Source organism: Geomonas paludis, assembly GCF_014193585.1.
GTDB classification, from domain to species: Bacteria; Desulfobacterota; Desulfuromonadia; order Geobacterales; family Geobacteraceae; genus Geomonas; species Geomonas paludis.
The window spans coordinates 19,066-36,313 of record NZ_BLXY01000018.1 but is presented as its reverse complement, the minus strand read 5'-3'; the positions used below and the strand labels follow the sequence as shown (position 1 = coordinate 36,313).

The window sequence follows — 17,248 nt, the reverse complement described above, 5'->3', positions numbered from 1 at the left end:
CGTCAGGCGCGGCTGTGCATGAGCAAAAGGCGGTCGGCGTAGGCGCCGGCCCGGGGAAGTTCGGTGGGGGAGAGATCAGCCGCCGGGACGGGGTTGCGGAAGCGGCGCAGGAAGCGTCGCTCGGCGCCGTCCAGGGCGGCTTTTTCGTGCCCGAGCCGCCCCGGGAGGTGCAGCGTCCCCGGGCGCCAGGGGGAAAGCGCCCCCTCGAGACAGGGGTTCACCCGGAACACACCGTCCCCATGCGGACAGGGCCCCGCGCAGTTGCGTCCCAGGTAGAGCACGAAGTTCCCCGGCGCCTCCTGCTCCGCTTCCAGGGCCCGCATCCTGGCGATCTCCCGCCCGGGTTCCGGCTGCGCCCCGCGGTGCGCGAAGCGCAGCAGGGTGAGGCCGCTGGCGGCGATGAGTTCCAGGAGTGGATCGATCCGGTAGCTGGTCACCTGCGGGTGAAGCAGCGCGTCCGCGAGCCCCGAGCGGCTCCCGACCTCTTCGGAGTTCTCGAAGAAGGCCCTGAGGCGCGACTGGGGGGCGCTTTTGCGCACCATCTTTCTCACCTGTTCCGGATCCCGCACCTTCAGTAGCCTGAGCGCCCGCCGGATGGAGTCTTCCTCCCGGCGCGTGTAGTGGCTGTAAACCATGATCCTCAGGACGCCGCCGGGAGCCAGTCGTGCCGCCAGCGCGCGCAGTCCCGCCTGCGGCTCCTCCAGGTGGTGCAGCACCCCGTAGGCGTCAATGAAGGCGTAGGGGCCGGGCGCGAGGGCGGCGTCGCAGAGGTCCCCGGAGACGAAGTCGATGCCGGAGATGCCGTGCAGCAGGCAGTGCAGCCGTGCCCGCTTGAGGCTCTTCGTGGAGAGGTCCAGCGCCGTGATCGGCACGCCGGGATTGGCGACCGCGAAGGGATAGGGGGCGAAGCTGCCGCAGCCGGCGATCAGGATGCGGGACCCGGTGGGGGCGAGTTCCCCGTTGAAGAGGGACCAGAGGGCGTCCAGGTTGTTGGCGTAGGTGTCGCGGCGGCGCACCGAGGCGAAGAGAGGGTAATCGGGGTACGGGTAGAGTTCGTAGTGACGGCGGACGCTTTCGGGCATGAGGGACACTCTAGCGTGCGCCGGCTGAGTTGGCAAGGCTTCCAATGAGGAAAGGGACTGGCTCCGTTAGGTGCCTGTCCCTCTTGCGGAACGCTCCATTCCGCCTGTCCAGCTTAACAAAACCCTAGGGGGACAGGCACCTGGCGGAGCCAGTCCCCTCCCCCTTTGGCAAAGTGGTACTTTCACAGCTCGTCGTCAAAAGCCATGAAAAAAGGGGGCCGTCGACATCCCGGCCCCCTTCCTGTTTCTATTGTATTCGCGGCCACTCTGCAGGCGCCGCGCCTTACTACATCACGAACTTCAGCATCGCCTGCGGCGCGAACTCGTTGACGCCCTTGACGCCGTACTTGTTGTGCCAGTAGATCACCTCGGTGCCGACGAAGACGCTGCCCGGGGCATCAAAGAACTTGCCCAGGTCGAGCAGCAGGCGGGGCTGCGCGTCGATGTTGAAGGCAAGGTTCCCCTCGCTGCCGGCGATATCGGTGAACCCTTCGAAGATCATGTCGGCTTTGCCCACGGTGAACGGGAGCTGCCAGCAGGGGGTCACCTGGTAGGTGCTGCCGGACTGCTTGGGGTCGTTGCGCACGTAGACGTTGAGGTTGGCGAAGTTGAACTTGGGCAGGTCAAGGCTCAGGCCGACACCGTAGAGGTAGTTGCGGAAGCCCTGGCCGACCTCGACGGTCCCGGCCAGGAGCACGTCCTTGACAAACGGGGCGGATAAGTCGCGGCCGGTGATCTTGCCCAGCGAAAGCCTCGGGGAGATCTCGCCGTAGATGGAGGTCTTGTCCTTTTCGGCGTCGGTCACGTCGAAGAACAGGAAGTTGTCGCCGTACTTCCAGGCATTGGCGTGTTCCACGGTGATGGTGGACTGGGTCCCCTTGGTGCCGGTGAAGGGGTTCTTGAACTGCCCGCCCCACAGGGTCTGGATGTTGGTCTCGTTCCAGAGGGTCATCCCGGCATGCGCCTCCTGCGCGGCGAAAGGCGCCAGCAGCAGGGCGGCGAGGGCCAGGGCTTTGAAGCCGGTGGACAGGGCGCTACGGATCGATCTCTTCTTCAAGGTGCTCTCCTTTTGTGGTACATGCTGACTACTCGTGGTAGCTGAAAAACGCACTTCAGGGAAGTGCCGACCGCGCGAGAAACAGGCGCAACGCTGCGTGACAGGCAGCGGTGGGCCGTACCGGCATGGTCGACAGGGCACTCTTTACGGGGAAAGTCGCAGGCTGGGGGTGGTTCTCTGCTGAAGGGGGATACAGCGCAGGAGACGAACCGCTGCGCCCTTGCGGGCGCGACTCACCTTGTCAAACGTTTCCGCTGCAAAAGCGGCGTAAAACTAGCACGTTTTTCGGCGCAGTTCACCTTTTTTTGATCTAATTAAACAACGTATAAAATTGGTCAGACCAGATCGCGCCAGCGCATCAGCGTCTCCATCAGCTTATTGGAGACCTGGCTGAATTCGCCCTCGTGGTCCATGAGCCTTTCGGCCTCCTCGGTGTCACCCTGGGCGGCCAGCCCGACCACGCGGCACGCTACTTCGTGAAACTCGCCGTGCAGCTGTTTGACCTGTTTGTAGAAATAGGAGGAACGATGGCGGGAGGAAACCGCGGTGCCGTAAAACCACTTGCCGAACCGGCAATCGGTCTCGGTGCAGGGGCCCTGGTGGTCTTCCAGTTCCCCCTTGCGGACCATCTCGTTGAGCTTCAATTTGTAGATGGCATGTTCAGTGATAGCATTGCTGATCTCTTGCTTTTCCATTCGCATACCTTTTTTAGTAGTAGTTATGAGCATCTGAACGCGGAAATAGTAGCCTGCTCCCTTTCCGTCCGCGGGCAGCCGGAGATTAGCAACATTTATTCCAACGACGTCGACCGCAGCCGCCCCACAGTTGCCGACCAGTTTTTCCTACTGTTATTATTAGCAAAATGCGGAACAACATTTTGGCAACCCACGCATAAAGTTAAGCTCGCTTAAGAACGCAATGCCGCCCCGGGAGTGAGGTGGGGCAATTGCCCCATCCCGCCTGGACCGTGCCGGCACTCCCCCCACCGCCAGCCACATTGACCTTGCAAATATCGTTGCGCTATGGCAACTTTGGGGCCCTCGGAGGAGAGAGCCCCCATGAAACGCAACCAAGCCACTCTTTTTGCCGCAGGCGACGTCAACGCCTTTTTCGGGCTGATGCTGGACAACATGTCGGGCCTGGTGATCATGGCCGGCATCCTCACCGGCGTGTTCGGGATGCCGCGCGACCTGGTCCTGTCCCGGATGCTCCCCGGCAGCGCGGTCGGCGTGCTGCTGGGCGACCTGCTCTACTCCTGGCTCGCCTGGCGCCTGGCGCGCCGCACCGGGCGCAGCGACGTCACCGCGATGCCGCTGGGGCTGGATACCCCCTCCACCTTCGGCATGGCCTTCGGGGTCATCGGCCCCTGCTTCCTGGCCACCAAAGACCCCCACCTTACCTGGCAGGTCGGCATGGCCACCATCGTCCTCATGGGAGTGTTCAAGGTGGCGGCCTCTTTCTGCGGCCCGGCCCTGAGACGAAGCATCCCGCGTGCCGGCCTGTTGGGGAGCATCGCCGCGGTCGCGCTCCTGCTGATCGCCTACCTCCCCTTTTTGAAGCTGTTCGCCTCCCCGGTGGTGGGCTTCCTCTCGCTGGGCATCGTCTTCATTTCGCTTTTGGCGCGCTACCGGCTCCCCATGGGACTGCCGGGTGCTTTGGCCGGCATCGCGGCCGGCACCGTCGCCTACTACCTCCTCGGGGCCGCGGGGCTGCTGCCGGGGGGCGCTCCCGCACCCCTTGCCGCGCCGCAGCTCGAGCTGTACCTGCCGCTTCCCTCGCTCGAGTTCCTGGGCGGCATCCCCCGGGCGCTCGGCTACCTGCCGCTGGCCATCCCGTTCGCCCTGGCCACCGTGGTCGGCGGGGTCGACGTCACCGAGAGCGCCGCGGTCGCCGGCGACGATTACAACACCCGCGACATCCTGCTGGTCGAAGGGGTCGCCACCCTGGTCGCCGGCATGTGCGGCGGCGTCATGCAGTCCTGCCCCTACATCGGCCATCCCGCCTACAAGGACATGGGGGGGCGCGCCGGCTACACCATCGCCACCGCCCTGTTCATCGGCGCCGCCGCCGTCACCGGGTGCCTCTCGTTCCTGGTCGGCCTGCTCCCGGAGGCCGCGGTCGCGCCGATCCTGATCTTCATCGGCATCGAGATCACCGCGCAGGCGTTCGAGGCGACCGAGAAGCGCCACTACCGCGCCGTCGCCGTTTCCTTCATCCCGGTAATCGCCTGCCTCACCACCATCGAGTTCGGGCAGATGCTGGGCGGCCTGGGGAAGAGTGCCGCCGACCTCACCGGGGACCTCCTTGCCACCTGGCAGGCCACCACCATCCTCGGCAACGGCTTCATCGTCACCTCGCTGCTGTGGGGCGCCGCCTTCGCCAACGTGCTCGACCACCGCCCCGGCAAGGCCGCCGTCTACCTGCTGCTCTGTTCGGCCCTGTCGCTGTGCGGCATCATCCACTCGCCGCTCGCCTCGGGCGCCATGTTTTCCCCCCTGGCCCCGCCCCTCCCCATCGCGTGGCACCTGGCCGCCGGTTATGCCGCCATGGCGCTCTCCTTCGGGCTTCTCTCCCTGCTCGGCTCCCCCTCTGCCGCAGGCGAATGACCCGCCGAGAGTGATTCCGCCAAGATCCCCATCCCCCTCTCCCTCCGGGAGAGGGCTGGGGTGAGGGCGCTGCAATAGGCAATGGTGCCCTCGTGGCACCTCCCTCACCCGCCCTTCGGGCACCCTCTCCCAGAGGGAGAGGGCATTAGCGAAAAGTTGTCACTAATCGGGTTTCTCATTGCCTTTCGTCGCCACAACAGGCGTATACGACCCTGGCAAAAGGACCCGCGTGTGTTAGCATTGGTTCTCGCCCGTTGGATGGGGGATGACTACTGTCAAGAATAGAGTTGTTACTGTTGCAGGAGAGAATCGATGCTTACCATGCAGGAAATAAAGAACCATTATTACTTCACCGACACAGATGCGGAACTGCTCAAAGAGCTCTTTCCCCTCGCCCAAAGCAAAAGCGAGGCGATGGTCGAAGAGTTCTACACCTACCTTCTGAAGATCCCCGAGACGGCGGCCTTTCTGCGCGAGCCGAAGGAGCTGGCCCGGCTCAAGAAGACCCACGCCGAGTGGTTCCTCTCCCTGTTCGGCGGGCGCTACGACAACGAGTACATGCTCACCCTGCAGTCGATAGGCCAGGCGCACGTGCGCATCAAGGTGAGCGCCCACTATGTCAACGCGGCCATGAACGTGGTGCGCCGCTTCCTGATCGAGATGCTGCAGGCCAATTTCCCCGAGATCTCGGTGCGCCGCAAGTACCGGATCGCCGTGGAGAAGATCCTCGACATCAACCTGGACATCATGAGCACCTCCTACCAGGAGGAGGAGTTGCGCCGGGTCTTCGTCTCGCACCGGCTGGAATCCCAGTTGATCCACGCCGCCGAGCGCTTCACCTACGGTCTCAACCTGGTGCTGGTCGTCGCCCTGGCCGGGGTGTCGCTGTCCGTGGTGAGCCTCTTTTTCTGGGACCTGGTCCACATCTTCCGGGGCGACTTCGAAAAGGGGATCCTGTCCGCCCTCGGCTCGCTGTTGATCCTCTGGATGATGATCGAGCTCATGGACAACGAGATCAAGACGCTCAAGGGGGGCAAGTTCAACATCCTCATCTTCATCGGCGTGATCATCGTGGCCCTGATCCGCGAAATCCTCATCTCGACCCTGCGCCACGACGCCCTGGAGACCCAGGCCTTCCTGGCCGGCACGCTCCTCATCCTGGGCATCGTCTACTACCTGGTGGCCAAGAGCCAAACCAACGGCGCCCACTCCTGATCGGGGCAGTGGCGCTTTACCCTCCCGGCAGCATCCGCAAAGACAAAGGGCCTCCCATACCAGGGAGGCCCTTTTTGTGTGCGCGCACCGTAATTAATTTTGCAGTCGTGCCGATGAGGGGATACAGAAGCCGCACCAACCGGAGCCTTTGATGCACATCTACCATCTCATCGAGTTACGTGAAATCTTCCCCCCGGCGCTCACCCCCCTGTTCTACGGTCGTTACCTGGCCGAGGTGCGTCCCGACGGGACCGTTTACTGCGACAACCGCCAGTTCGCCATCGACAGCGACACCCCGCCCAGCCCCGGCACCAAGGTCATGATCTGGTGCAGCAGGGACTACTACTGCTGCCCCACCGACGAGTTTCAGGCCAGGCAGCCGCGACCGGCTTGACGCACTGCCGTCAATTCCTATCCTCTAAGCACGGCGAGGGACCAGGAGGCGCAACAGGAACTGCTACTGTTGCGCCTTCTTGCGTCCCGCGCCGAGCACGGCCAAAAAACCCAAGCTGCCGCACAGGGCCATGACACCGGTCATGGGGAGGGCGGTGCCGTTGTGGAAGACGCCGACCAGCGCGCCGCCGGAGGCGCCCAGCAGGTACTGGATGGTCCCCAGCAGAGCCGAGGCGCTCCCCGCCGCCTTCTCGAACGGGGCCAGCGCCAGCGCGGTGATGTTCGGGTAGAGCAGGCCGGTCATGCAGAGGCTCGCGAAGATGAGGATCATCTGCAGCGGGAACCCGCCGAACCCCGACGCCGTCGCCGCGATGAGAACGACGCCGGCGCCGCCGGCCACCATGAAGGCGCTGCGGGCGATTGCCGCCGGCGAGTAGCGGCGCAGGAGCCGGCGGTTCATCTGGGAGGCGCCGATCAGCCCGCAGGCGTTGACCCCGAAGAAGACGCCGAAGAACTGCGGCGACAGCCCGTGCAGCTCGATGAAGACGAAAGGGGCGCCGGAGATGTAGGAGAAGTTGACGCCGGCCACGCAGCCGAGGGCGACGGCGTAGCGCAGGTAGTGGCGATTCTTCAAGAGGTGCCAGTACACCTTGGTCATATCCGAGGCGCTGCGCCGGATGCGCCGCTCCGCGGGAAGCGATTCCGGCAGCGCCAGCGCCGCCGCGACCAGCGAAGCCAGCCCGAACACGCCGAGAAAGAGGAAGATCCCCCGCCACCCGGTGAGAAGCAGCAGCTGCCCCCCCGCCAACGGTGCGAGGATCGGCGCGAGCCCCATGACCAGCATGAGCAGCGAGAACATCCTGGCCGCCTCGGCGGTGTCGTAGAGGTCGCGCACCACCGCGCGCGAGATCACCATGCCGGCCCCGCCGCCAAGCGCCATCACCACCCGCCAGGCCAACAGGCCGCTGCCGCTGTGCACCGTGGCACAGCCGATGGTCGAGGCGACGTACAGGGACAGGCCGAGGAGCAGCGGCCGGCGCCTCCCGTAGCGGTCCGCCAGCGGCCCGTAGAAAAGCTGACCCGCGGCCGAGCCGAACAGGAAGGCCGAGACGGAGAGCTGCACCGTGCTGAGCGGCACCTTGAGATCACGGGCCATCTGTGGGAAGGCCGGGAGGTACATGTCGATGGACATGGCGCTGAAGGCGGTCAAGGCGCCCAGGATGAGGACGAACACGGTCATCTGGCGCCGGGTCATCTCGGCGGGGTGAATCATCGTTGTTGCCTTGGGGAAACCCATTGGTGAAACCTCGCTGCAAACAAGTTGCTTCATGCAACTATCGAGACAAAAGAAAACTACTTCAGGTTGCTGCAGGCGCGGCGCAGGACATCGCGGCAGATTTCCAATTCCTGCGCATCGATCCCCTGCTGTGCTTCTTCCAGGATGCCGCGGGCCAGCGTGGTGGCGCGGTCCATCAGTTCCTTCCCCTTGTCGGTCAGGTACAAAAGCCGCTCCCTGGCGTCGCTGGGGGACGGGAGCCGGGCGATCAATCCGCGTGCCTCCAGCCCGGCCGCCAGCCGCGCCATGGTGGTCTTGTCCTTCGCCGTCTTCTCCGCCAGCATTCCCTGGGGCAGGCCGTTGCTGTCCCAAAGCTGCACCAGCAGCGAGTACTGCTCCGAGGTGATCGGCATCCCGTTTTGCTGCAGCACCGCGTTGAAGCGCCTGAGCACCATCCTGGAGAAGCGGGAGGCCAGGTGTCCCAGCGACTTGTCCAATTTGTATTCGGTCAGGGCGTCCATACAGTTGCACCGTACAACTTCAGCCATTGCAAGTCAACAGCTGCGAAGAGCATGGCTCCCCCTCCCTTGACGGGCCTGCACGCCGAAGCGCTTCGTCCCGCGAAGGCGGGAGGGGGCCGGGGGGTGGGTGAAGCCGCAACCACTGGAAATGATGGCACCGCAAGGAGATGGGGTACAAAGGTACGCATTGCATCGACCACAAAAAAGCCGGCCGCGACGCATTGTCGCAGCCGGCCTCCGTGCTACCTGACCTGTCGCGGTGCGGATCAGTAGTCGGTGTACAAAAGCAGGTTGGGCGATTTCTTGCCGGGGTTACCCACCACACCCGTGGTCGCGTTTCCGGTCAGGGCCGAGGCGACGCCGGCCGGGGTGGCGGTCGGGTTCAGCTGCAGGTACTGCGCTGCGACACCGGCCACGTTGGGTGTGGCCATCGAGGTCCCGCTCAGGGTATTGGTCGCCGTATCGTTGCTGTACCACGAGGAGGTGACGTTGGAGCCGGGTGCAAAGATATCGAGGCAGGCGCCGTAGTTGGAGTAGGAGGCGCGCGCGTCGCTCGAGGTGGTGGCGCCAACGGTCAGGGCGGCCGGGACCCGGGCCGGCGAGTACCGGCAGGCGTCCTGCTTGCTGTTGCCGGCGGCGATGGCGTAGGTCACCCCGCTGCCGATCGAGTTGGCCACTGCGTTGTCGAGCGCGGTCGAGGCACCCCCGCCGAGGCTCATGTTGGCCACCGCGGGCAGTTTCCGGTTACGGGTGACCCAGTCCACGCCGGAAACCACGCCCGAGGTGGTACCCGAGCCCGAGCAGTCCAGTACCCGCACGCCGACCAGGGTCACGTCCTTGGCCACGCCGAAGTGGAAGCCGCCGATGGTACCCGAGACGTGGGTCCCGTGTCCGTTGCAGTCCTGGCCGTCCCCCCCCAGGGCATCGTAGCCGATGGAGGCGCGGCCGGTGAACTCGGTGTGGGAGGTGCGGATGCCGGTGTCGATGACGTAGGCGGTCACGCCGACGCCGGTGCTGGTGTAGCCGAAAAAGCCATCGAGGGGCAGGCTGCGCTGGTCGATGCGGTCCAGGTTCCACGTGGAGACCGCCTGCGAGGCCTCGATACCGATGGAGACCGCCTGGTCCTGTTCGATGTACTCGACGTTGGGGTTGTGGCGCACCCCCTGCAAGGCCTGGTCGGGAAGGGTCGCCGCAAACCCCTGCAGGGCGTCGGTGTAGACGTAGTGCACCTTTCCTCCCAGCCGGGCTGCCGCCTGCGCCGCGGCTCCCACCTGGTGCCCGGCGCTGCCGGGGCGGAACACGACGATGTAGCGCCCGGGGATGGCCCTTTCCGCCCCGACGCCGTAAATGGGCGCAGCGGATTCGGGGGCGGCCGTTGCCGGGGGAGCCTGACCCAGGGTAAAGGTACAAAGAGCCGCTATGGCAAGGATTGCCGTTTTCATGGGGAAACCTCCTGTAAGCTGCATCGCTTGTGCTGCCTGCCGGTGACCTGCAGGTGGCGCACCAAATTTCGCTCAATATAGAATAGTGTATACATTTGTGCAATAGGCCTTTTCCACCCTCGCCGGAGCCCTTGCCCCTGCCGCCGCGGCTCACTCACGCGATCCAGAGTCGGTCGCTTTCCTCCCTTATGAACCCCTCCTTCTCGAGCTGCTCCAGGTTGCGCGCCAGCAGCGCCGCCTCCAGGCGCAGCTCCTGTTCCAGGCGGCTCCGGGTCACCCCTGGTTCCGCCAGGATACTCCTGAGGATCAGGCTGCGCTGCTCGCGGTTGGAGCCTCTAAACGGCGACTGGCGCACGTGGTGGGCGCTCTTGCGGCCTGGGTTTGCCCTGCCGCGCTTGAGATGGGCCCCGTAGTCCATCAGCGCGTAGTACCACCGGCGCGGGTCGTCCCGGTCCAGGGTGAGCCCGACCAGGGGCAGGATGTCGGCATCGCGCACCAAGTCCCTGTCAGGGAAAAAGTGCTGGATGAACACCGACCGGATGTTGGTCTCGATGAAGGGAGTGGCGACGTCGAAGGCGAACGCGGCCACGGCCCGGGCGGTGTAGGGGCCGATGCCCGGCAGCGATTCCAGTTCTACCACCTCGCGCGGCAGCGTCCCATGGAAGCGCTCCAGCACGACCCGCGCGCACTGCTGCAGCGATACCGCGCGCCTGTTGTAACCAAGCCCCTGCCAAACCGACAGCACGCGGGAGAGTTCCGCCTGGGCCAGGTCGCGTAAGGTAGGGAAGACCGCCAGGAACTCGAGGTACTTCTCGCGCACCCGGTCCACCTGGGTCTGCTGCAGCATGATCTCCGACACCAGGATGGCGTACGGGTCGCGGGTCTCCCGCCAGGGCAGGCGCCGCCCGTGCGTCCGGTAATGATCGAGGACCGTGTTCCGGAACAGGTTCACGTCCTCCGTCGTAACAGGTGTATCCATGTACCGCCTCCACGGCACAGTCGGCATTGCGCCGCCCGGCCCGGCAACGATTGTAGCCGCTTTGCTCGCCCCAACCAATATAAATCAAGCCACTCTCTGAGCGGCCGCCATGATACATTGAAGGATTATAATCATTGTCAGTAACTGACAGCGAAGTAGTATTTGAGATGGGTTGTCTCTCACAACAAGCTGGAAAAGGAGGCGCTATGAAAAGGCTGGGTGCGGTAGTACTGGTACTGGCTGGTCTGTGCGGCTGTCTTCCTACTCACGACCTCGCCAAAACTCTGCGTTATGCAGACAACACACCGGTTGGAGTCGAGAACATCAAGTTCCTCGATCTGAACCAGATGAAAAGAGGAGAAGCCTGCACCTTCAACATTTTCTATGTCATCCCGCTCTTCGGCGACGGTTCCATCCTGACCGCTGCGCGCAAGGGTGGCATCAACAACGTCGAACTCATCGGCCAGACCGGCACCTGGTATTTCCCTTTCAGCACCGACTGTACCGTGGTCTATGGCGACAAGAGCGCCATCATCCAGAGGCCGAAGGAACCCGCCAAGTAACTGTCTGAGGCAGTTCAGAGGGGGAGCCCCCGCCCCCCCTCCTCATACCGCTTCCCCTCCGCATACCCGCTCCCCGTTTCCGTTCCCCGTTTTCCCGCTCCAGCGTTCCAGCGGTGCCACTATTCCTTTGCCATGTTTCCATAGAACCAGCGGTACTGATGCCACGCAGCGCTGCGCGAGCCCCCGCGTCCCCCCCGCCCTCCTTACAGGAAAAGGTTCATGTCTTGATAATAAGTGTTACCGATGTCCCCGAACACTTGTTACCTATGTCCCCAGTCTATACAAAGGGGGGGCAGGGGGGATTTGCTTTTTCGTAGGCGCCCCCATCACCGCCGTCCTTCAGCCACCAACCCATTTACCCTTTGACATCCCCCGAGCCGTACCTTACCCTGTCGCCTCATGGAACCCAGATTTTCACCTGCTCTCTCCGGCGCCCTCGCCATGGTCGTCTGCGGCTTTTTGTGGAGCCTCGCCGGCCTTTTCATCAAAATCCTGGACTGGAACCCGTTCCTCATCGCGGGTCTGAGGAGTCTGATCGCCTTCCTGTTCCTGCTGGCACTGGTCGGCACCGTCCGGCTGCAGTGGTCCAAGGCGCTTTTCGGCGCCGCCCTCGCCAACGCCGCCACCATGCTCCTCTTCGTCGCCGCCAACAAGAGCACCACGGCCGCCAACGCCATCCTGCTGCAGTACCTGGCCCCCGTGTTCACCGCCGCCTTCAGCGTCTTGTTCCTGAAAGAGCGCCTCTACCGCGAACAGGTGCTGGCGCTCCTGATGACCATCGCCGGGATGGTGGTGCTGTTTTTGGACCGCCTCTCCCCCGGGCAGCTCGCGGGCAACCTCATGGCCCTGACCTCGGCCTTCACCTTCTCCCTCATGTTCATCTTCACCCGCATGCAAAAGGATGGGGACCCGCTGCACTCGTTCATGGCCTCGCATGCCGTGGCCGCCGTGGTCGCGCTCGGCGCCGCCGTGTTCCTGCCGCTCCCGGTGTTCACCACGACTGCGCTGGCCAGCATCCTCGCCCTGGGCGTGGTGCAGATCGGCCTCGCCTCCTTCTTCTTTTCCTACGGCATCAAGCGCGTCTCCGCAGTTACCGCCAACCTGATCGCAGTCATCGAGCCGGTGTTCAACCCGGTCTGGGTCTTCCTGGTGCTCGGCGAAACCCCTTCCGCCAACACCATCGCCGGCGGCCTGCTCATCCTCGGCTCGGTCACCGCAGCAAGCCTGATCAGCGCCCGCAGGATTCCCAAATACCCCTTAGCCTCCTCTTAAAATCCTATTGCGGCAAAAAGAGCAAAGGTATACATTGTCACACGACTAACGCGGGTATAACGACGCCAGTCACAATACAAAGGCGTATGCCAGTCGTGCCTTTGTCAGACCCTCGAGGAGGAGTGTAATGCCTGATTGTGAGCTTTTGTCCGGATGTATTTTCTTCAACGACAGGATGGCCAACATGCCGTCCACCAGCAACGTCTTCAAGATGATGTACTGCAACGACAATTTCGAGGGATGTGCGCGCTACATCGTGCGCAAGGAACTGGGAAAAGATGCCGTGCCGGAAGACCTGTTCCCCAACCAGGGCGATCGGGCCAGGGAGATCCTTGGCAAAGGTTGATCCCGCTCCCGGGTCGACTCCCTTGTGAGCATGTAGCCGTCAAAGAAAAGGCCGTTGAGAGATCAGCGGCCTTTTTCTTTGGAGAACAGAAGGTGCGCGGCAGAAGGGACCGGCTCCGTCAGGTGCCTGTCCCTTTGAGCGGAACGCTCCTTTCAGCTCAGCCACCTTCCCCGAGAACCAAGGGTCCAGGCACCTTGCGGAACCATTCCTCCGGCGCATTCCTCCGCCAATTCCCTTAACTTCTCCCGGTGCACGCTTCACTCCGGTCCCCACCGGAACATCTTCCACTCAAGTACCGCGACCTGTCGCCGATACGCCAAGAAGTGCGCCTGCACGTGCGCCCGCTCTCGAACCGGCTTAACCCGTCCATATAAAAAATGCAGGAGGCAACCCAATGCTCAACTTCTTATCCCGCTTCCGGATCGGCACCCGTCTCAACGTCTGCTTTTCCATCGCCACCATTATCATCATCCTGCTCGGGGTGCTGGGGTACACCGGCACCACCAGCATGCTCGCACACATAGACGAGATCGCTGGCGCCCACGCGAAGCTCCTCGAGCTGGCACAGGCCAACCGCGCCGAGATAAATATGCTGCGCCGTTACGAGAAGGACGCGTTCATCAACATGGCCGACGCCGCCAAGGTGGAGGCCTACAGGAAAAAGTGGGACGCAGCCTTCGAGAAGTTTCAGGATCAGAATAAAGCCATGCTGAAACTGGCAGAACACCCCGAGGAAAAGGAAATCCTCGGCAAGGTCATGAAGGGGAGCGACGAGTACGCGGCGGGGTTCAAAAAGGTGTACGACGAAGTAAAAGCCGGGCGTATCACCACCACCCAGGATGCCAACCACGCCATCGACACCTACAAGAGCGCCACCCACCGGGCTGAAAGCCAGGTAGGCGAGTTTTCCAAAGTTATGGAGCGCGAGATGGGCAAGACGGTCGCCGCCGTCCGCACCAGTGCCGACCGGATAAAGGTAACCATCACCTTCATTTCGCTCATCGCTGCCCTCATGGCCATCATCCTTTCGGTCATTATCACCCGTTCCATCACCTTGCCGCTGGCGCGTCTGGTCCGCGTCGCCGAAACGGTCGCCACCGGGGATCTTTCCCAGAGCATCGAGGTCACCTCGCGGGACGAAACCGGTCAACTGATGGCCGCCATGAAGACCATGACGGAGAGCCTGCGTGGCATGATCGGCGCGGTGACGAACACCTCGCAACAGGTCAGCGCCGCGGCCAACCAGGTGCACGGCATCTCCGACAGGATAGCCGAAGAGGCCGAAGAGGTCGCCTCCCAGTCCGGCACCGTAGCCACTGCCGGCGAGCAGATGTCCGCCACCTCCGGCGACATCGCCTCGACCTGTCACCAAGCCGCGCAGGGCGCGCAACGCGCCATGCATTCGGCAAGCGACGGCGCGGCTGTAGTGGAGCGCACCATCGCGGTCATGGGGCAGATCGCGGACCGGGTCAGGGAATCGGCGCAGACGGTGGCGGGCCTCGGCGAGAGATCGGACCAGATCGGGGCAATCATCGGCACCATAGAGGACATCGCCGACCAGACCAACCTCCTTGCCCTCAATGCGGCCATCGAGGCGGCACGTGCCGGCGAACAGGGCAGAGGTTTCGCCGTGGTGGCCGACGAGGTCAGGGCCCTGGCCGAAAGGACCACGCGGGCCACCCGTGAGATCGCGGAAATGATCAAGGCGATCCAGGGCGAAACAAGAGAAGCGGTTGCCGCTATGGAACAGGGGGTCGAGCAGGTGGCCTCGGGGACCGAAGAGGCGGGTAAATCCGGTGCGGCCCTGGGTGAAATCCTGGACCTGGTGCAGGCGGTCGCCATGCAGGTGGGGCAGATCGCCACGGCAGCCGAGGAGCAGACGGCAACGACCTCGGAAATCGCCGGCAACATGCACAGGATCACCCAGGTCGTGGCGCGGACCTCGCAGGGGGCCAGCGAATCCGCAGTCGAAGCGGGAAGCCTCACGACCTACGCCGCCCAGCTTCAGGACCTCGTGCAGCGCTTCAAGCTCTAAGCACCCGTCTCATGCACGCCGGTGCAAATGCTCTAACGGTTGACAGGCCCCGGTGGGAAGTTGTATAGACACAGATACCGCTGAAAACAGGTGAAGTTGAGAAGGCCGCGTGAAACGTGGCCTTTTTCACGTCCGGAGGCCGTAGCGGGTCACAAGGTGAAAGGGGAGCGCCATGGTTTCAGCAGAACACGATCTATTGAAAAGGAGAGCCGCCCGTCTGTCGGTGGCCTCGAACGCGACGCTGGTGGTCGCCAAGCTTGCGGTCGGCATGATCACCGGCTCGGTTTCGGTGCTGTCCGAGGCGGTGCACTCCGGCGTGGACCTGGTGGCGGCGGGCATCGCCTGGTACTCGGTGCGCGAGTCGGGCAAGCCCGCCGACGAAGATCACCACTACGGGCACGGCAAGATCGAGAACGTCGCCGGCACCATCGAGGCCGTCCTCATCTTCGGCGCCGCCTTCTACATCATCTGGGAGGCGGTGCAAAAGCTCCGCACCGGCGTGGTGGAAATCGAGGGGCTCGGCCTGGGTGCCGCGGTGATGGCCGTCTCGGCCGTCGCCAACTACCTGGTCTCCCGGCACCTGTTGAACGTGGCCGCCGCTACCGACTCGGTGGCGCTGGAAGCCGACGCCATGCACCTGCGCACCGACGTCTACACCTCGGCCGGTGTCCTGGGCGGTCTGGTCGCCATAAAGATCACCGGGATCCCTATGCTCGACCCGATCGTCGCCATCGTGGTCGCCCTCATGATCATCAAGGCGGCCTGGGACCTCACCAGGAGCGCCTTCTTCCACATCCTGGACGTGAAACTGCCGGAAGAAGAAGAGGCCGTGATCCACGATGTCCTGGAGCACTACCGCGAGCACCTGATCGAGTACCACAAGCTGCGCACCCGCAAGTCGGGGCACCTGCGCTACGTCGACACGCACCTCGTCGTCCCCAGGCAGATGACCGTTGAGGCCGCGCACACCGTGAGCCACGAGATCACCGCCGAGATCGAGCGCCGTCTCCCCTACAGCCACATCCTGGTGCACCTCGAGCCCTGTCCCGGCGGCTGCGAGCGCTGCACCGTCGACTGCCACAAGCTCCCTGCGAAAGTGTAACCCTTCCAGACCTATTGATACATTGTAGATACCTTGCTACACTCGCTCTTGGGTGGATTCAGAAGAAAGGAGATCTACATGGTAGCGAAAGCTCAAAAATGGGGCAACAGCCTGGCAGTGCGCTTGCCGAAGTCAATAGCGGCAGAGTGTGGTATCGAAGCGGAGTCGCCGGTAGAGATCACCAGGCAGGAGGGGTACATAGTCATCAAGCCCATCGTTAACAAGGTTCTTTCGCTGGACGCCCTCCTCGATGGAATCAACGAGGAAAACCTGCATGCCGAGGTTAGTTGCGGAAAACCAGTTGGCAGGGAATTGCTATGACAGCGGCGGGTTACGTTCCCGACAGAGGAGAGGTGGTATGGCTTGATTTCGATCCTCAGGCGGGCCACGAGCATGCCGGCCGACGCCCAGCTTTCGTGCTGTCGCCGCGCAACTACAATAAGAAAACCAGCCTCATGCTCTGCTGCCCAATCACCTCGCAGGTAAAGGGCTACCCGTTCGAGGTGGCAGTTGCTGGAGTTACCACTGTCCGGGGTGTCATATTGGCCGACCAGGTGAAATCGTTGGACTGGCAAGTACGACGAGCAGAGAAAGGCGGCAGGGCTAGTAGGGGAGTGCTCGAAGAAGTCATCCTAAAGGTTCGCGCCATTCTCGAAGGATAAAGCGCCCCCTCCCTCAGCTAGCCCCCACCCCGCAGGTGAAGATCTTCAGGTACTGCTGCACCAGTTCCTCGTCCCGCTCCGGCGAGTGGCTGATCAGGTTCTCGGTGGCCAGGCTGCTCAAGAAGAAGTAATTCACCATCCCCGCCAGCGCCAGCGCCGCGTTGGTCGGGTCCACATCCGCGCGGAACTTCCGCTGCCGCTTCCCCTCCTCGATGGCCTTGGCCATGATCACGATCACCTCGTCGATGACCGGCATGACCAGCGTGCTGAAAAAAGCCGTCGGGTTGGTCAACTCACTGGTGTAAAAGCGCAGGAGGTACGGGTTGTCCCGGTGCCTGCGGAAGGTCCAGCGCAGGTAGCTCTCCACCATCTCCACCGGGTCGCTCACCCGCTCCCTGATCTCGTGGATCTCCGCAAAGCAAGCGAACTGTCGCTGCAGCACCGCGGAGTAAAGGCCTTCCTTCCCCCCGAAATGATACGAGATCATCGAGATGCTGGCCCCCGCCGCCTGGGACAGTTCCCGGATACTCACCCCATGCAGCCCCCGCTCCGAGAAGAGCTGCGTCGCCACATCCAATAACTTCTTGTTGCACTCCGTTTTTTCCATTGCCTACCCCGGCCACGTAATTCACGCGCGCCAACATTAGCAAAAAAACAGGCCAAATACCAATTCTATATTGCAAATAAAACATCGTAC

Annotated in this window: 18 protein-coding genes; 10 read left to right on the top strand and 8 right to left on the bottom strand. The window is 63.2% G+C overall.

From position 1 onward, the window contains the following. Positions 1-2 precede the first annotated feature (2 nt). The 3 genes from H7687_RS20540 to H7687_RS20530 form a co-directional block, all read right to left on the bottom strand. Entirely contained in the window at positions 3-1,082 is a 1,080-nt protein-coding gene (locus H7687_RS20540; RefSeq protein WP_183350921.1) for a class I SAM-dependent methyltransferase, read from the bottom strand. Between the two features lie 286 nt (positions 1,083-1,368). Then, complete coding sequence (locus H7687_RS20535; RefSeq protein WP_183350919.1) at positions 1,369-2,139, bottom strand: DUF5020 family protein; 771 nt, start codon at positions 2,137-2,139, stop codon at positions 1,369-1,371. Positions 2,140-2,474: 335 nt separating this feature from the next. Continuing rightward, positions 2,475-2,834, bottom strand: coding sequence for a CZB domain-containing protein (locus H7687_RS20530; RefSeq protein WP_183350917.1), 360 nt, complete (start codon positions 2,832-2,834; stop codon positions 2,475-2,477). A gap of 363 nt (positions 2,835-3,197) precedes the next feature. Between H7687_RS20530 and H7687_RS20525 the strand changes: the two genes are divergently transcribed. The 3 genes from H7687_RS20525 to H7687_RS20515 all read left to right on the top strand — a co-directional run bounded on the left by H7687_RS20525 (position 3,198) and on the right by H7687_RS20515 (position 6,354). Next, positions 3,198-4,745: a SulP family inorganic anion transporter gene (locus tag H7687_RS20525; RefSeq protein WP_183350915.1), complete on the top strand. Its 1,548-nt coding sequence runs from the start codon at positions 3,198-3,200 to the stop codon at positions 4,743-4,745. 312 nt (positions 4,746-5,057) lie between these two features. Next, on the top strand, positions 5,058-5,960 hold the full coding sequence (locus tag H7687_RS20520; protein WP_183350912.1) for a protoglobin domain-containing protein: 903 nt from the start codon (positions 5,058-5,060) through the stop codon (positions 5,958-5,960). Between the two features lie 151 nt (positions 5,961-6,111). Next, the gene (locus H7687_RS20515; RefSeq protein ID WP_183350910.1) at positions 6,112-6,354 is read left to right on the top strand and encodes a hypothetical protein; all 243 of its coding nucleotides are present in this window, start codon (positions 6,112-6,114) and stop codon (positions 6,352-6,354) included. Positions 6,355-6,417: 63 nt separating this feature from the next. On the opposite strand, the gene H7687_RS20510 is transcribed toward H7687_RS20515, so the two are convergent. From H7687_RS20510 to H7687_RS20495, 4 genes are all read right to left on the bottom strand, one after another. Continuing rightward, on the bottom strand, positions 6,418-7,650 hold the full coding sequence (locus tag H7687_RS20510) for a multidrug effflux MFS transporter (RefSeq protein ID WP_183350908.1): 1,233 nt from the start codon (positions 7,648-7,650) through the stop codon (positions 6,418-6,420). Positions 7,651-7,706: 56 nt separating this feature from the next. Next, positions 7,707-8,150: a MarR family winged helix-turn-helix transcriptional regulator gene (locus H7687_RS20505; protein ID WP_183350906.1), complete on the bottom strand. Its 444-nt coding sequence runs from the start codon at positions 8,148-8,150 to the stop codon at positions 7,707-7,709. 266 nt (positions 8,151-8,416) lie between these two features. Then, positions 8,417-9,592: a S8 family peptidase gene (locus H7687_RS20500; protein WP_183350904.1), complete on the bottom strand. Its 1,176-nt coding sequence runs from the start codon at positions 9,590-9,592 to the stop codon at positions 8,417-8,419. 154 nt (positions 9,593-9,746) lie between these two features. After that, a complete protein-coding gene (locus H7687_RS20495; RefSeq protein ID WP_246405043.1) occupies positions 9,747-10,571 on the bottom strand; it encodes an A/G-specific adenine glycosylase in 825 nt (274 codons plus the stop codon). Positions 10,572-10,777: 206 nt separating this feature from the next. Between H7687_RS20495 and H7687_RS20490 the strand changes: the two genes are divergently transcribed. The 7 genes from H7687_RS20490 (at position 10,778) to mazF (ending at position 16,551) form a co-directional block, all read left to right on the top strand. Further along, positions 10,778-11,134, top strand: a complete 357-nt coding sequence (locus H7687_RS20490; RefSeq protein WP_183350899.1) for a TRL domain-containing protein — start codon at positions 10,778-10,780, stop codon at positions 11,132-11,134. Between the two features lie 399 nt (positions 11,135-11,533). Next, positions 11,534-12,406, top strand: coding sequence for a DMT family transporter (locus tag H7687_RS20485; RefSeq protein ID WP_183350897.1), 873 nt, complete (start codon positions 11,534-11,536; stop codon positions 12,404-12,406). 127 nt (positions 12,407-12,533) lie between these two features. After that, positions 12,534-12,752, top strand: coding sequence for a hypothetical protein (locus H7687_RS20480; RefSeq protein WP_183350895.1), 219 nt, complete (start codon positions 12,534-12,536; stop codon positions 12,750-12,752). Positions 12,753-13,146: 394 nt separating this feature from the next. Then, positions 13,147-14,787, top strand: a complete 1,641-nt coding sequence (locus tag H7687_RS20475; RefSeq protein WP_183350893.1) for a methyl-accepting chemotaxis protein — start codon at positions 13,147-13,149, stop codon at positions 14,785-14,787. A 172-nt stretch (positions 14,788-14,959) separates the two neighbouring features. Next, positions 14,960-15,889, top strand: a complete 930-nt coding sequence (locus tag H7687_RS20470; protein ID WP_183350891.1) for a cation diffusion facilitator family transporter — start codon at positions 14,960-14,962, stop codon at positions 15,887-15,889. A gap of 78 nt (positions 15,890-15,967) precedes the next feature. Continuing rightward, complete coding sequence (locus H7687_RS20465) at positions 15,968-16,210, top strand: AbrB/MazE/SpoVT family DNA-binding domain-containing protein (protein ID WP_183350889.1); 243 nt, start codon at positions 15,968-15,970, stop codon at positions 16,208-16,210. Continuing rightward, positions 16,207-16,551 (top strand): endoribonuclease MazF, encoded by a 345-nt coding sequence (mazF, locus tag H7687_RS20460; protein WP_183350887.1) that lies wholly within the window; start codon positions 16,207-16,209, stop codon positions 16,549-16,551. The genes H7687_RS20465 and mazF overlap by 4 nt, the downstream gene beginning before the upstream one ends. Before the next feature lie 13 nt (positions 16,552-16,564). Here mazF and H7687_RS20455 read toward each other — a convergent pair whose 3' ends face one another. Continuing rightward, positions 16,565-17,158 (bottom strand): TetR/AcrR family transcriptional regulator, encoded by a 594-nt coding sequence (locus H7687_RS20455; RefSeq protein WP_183350885.1) that lies wholly within the window; start codon positions 17,156-17,158, stop codon positions 16,565-16,567. Between the last annotated feature and the right edge of the window lie 90 nt (positions 17,159-17,248).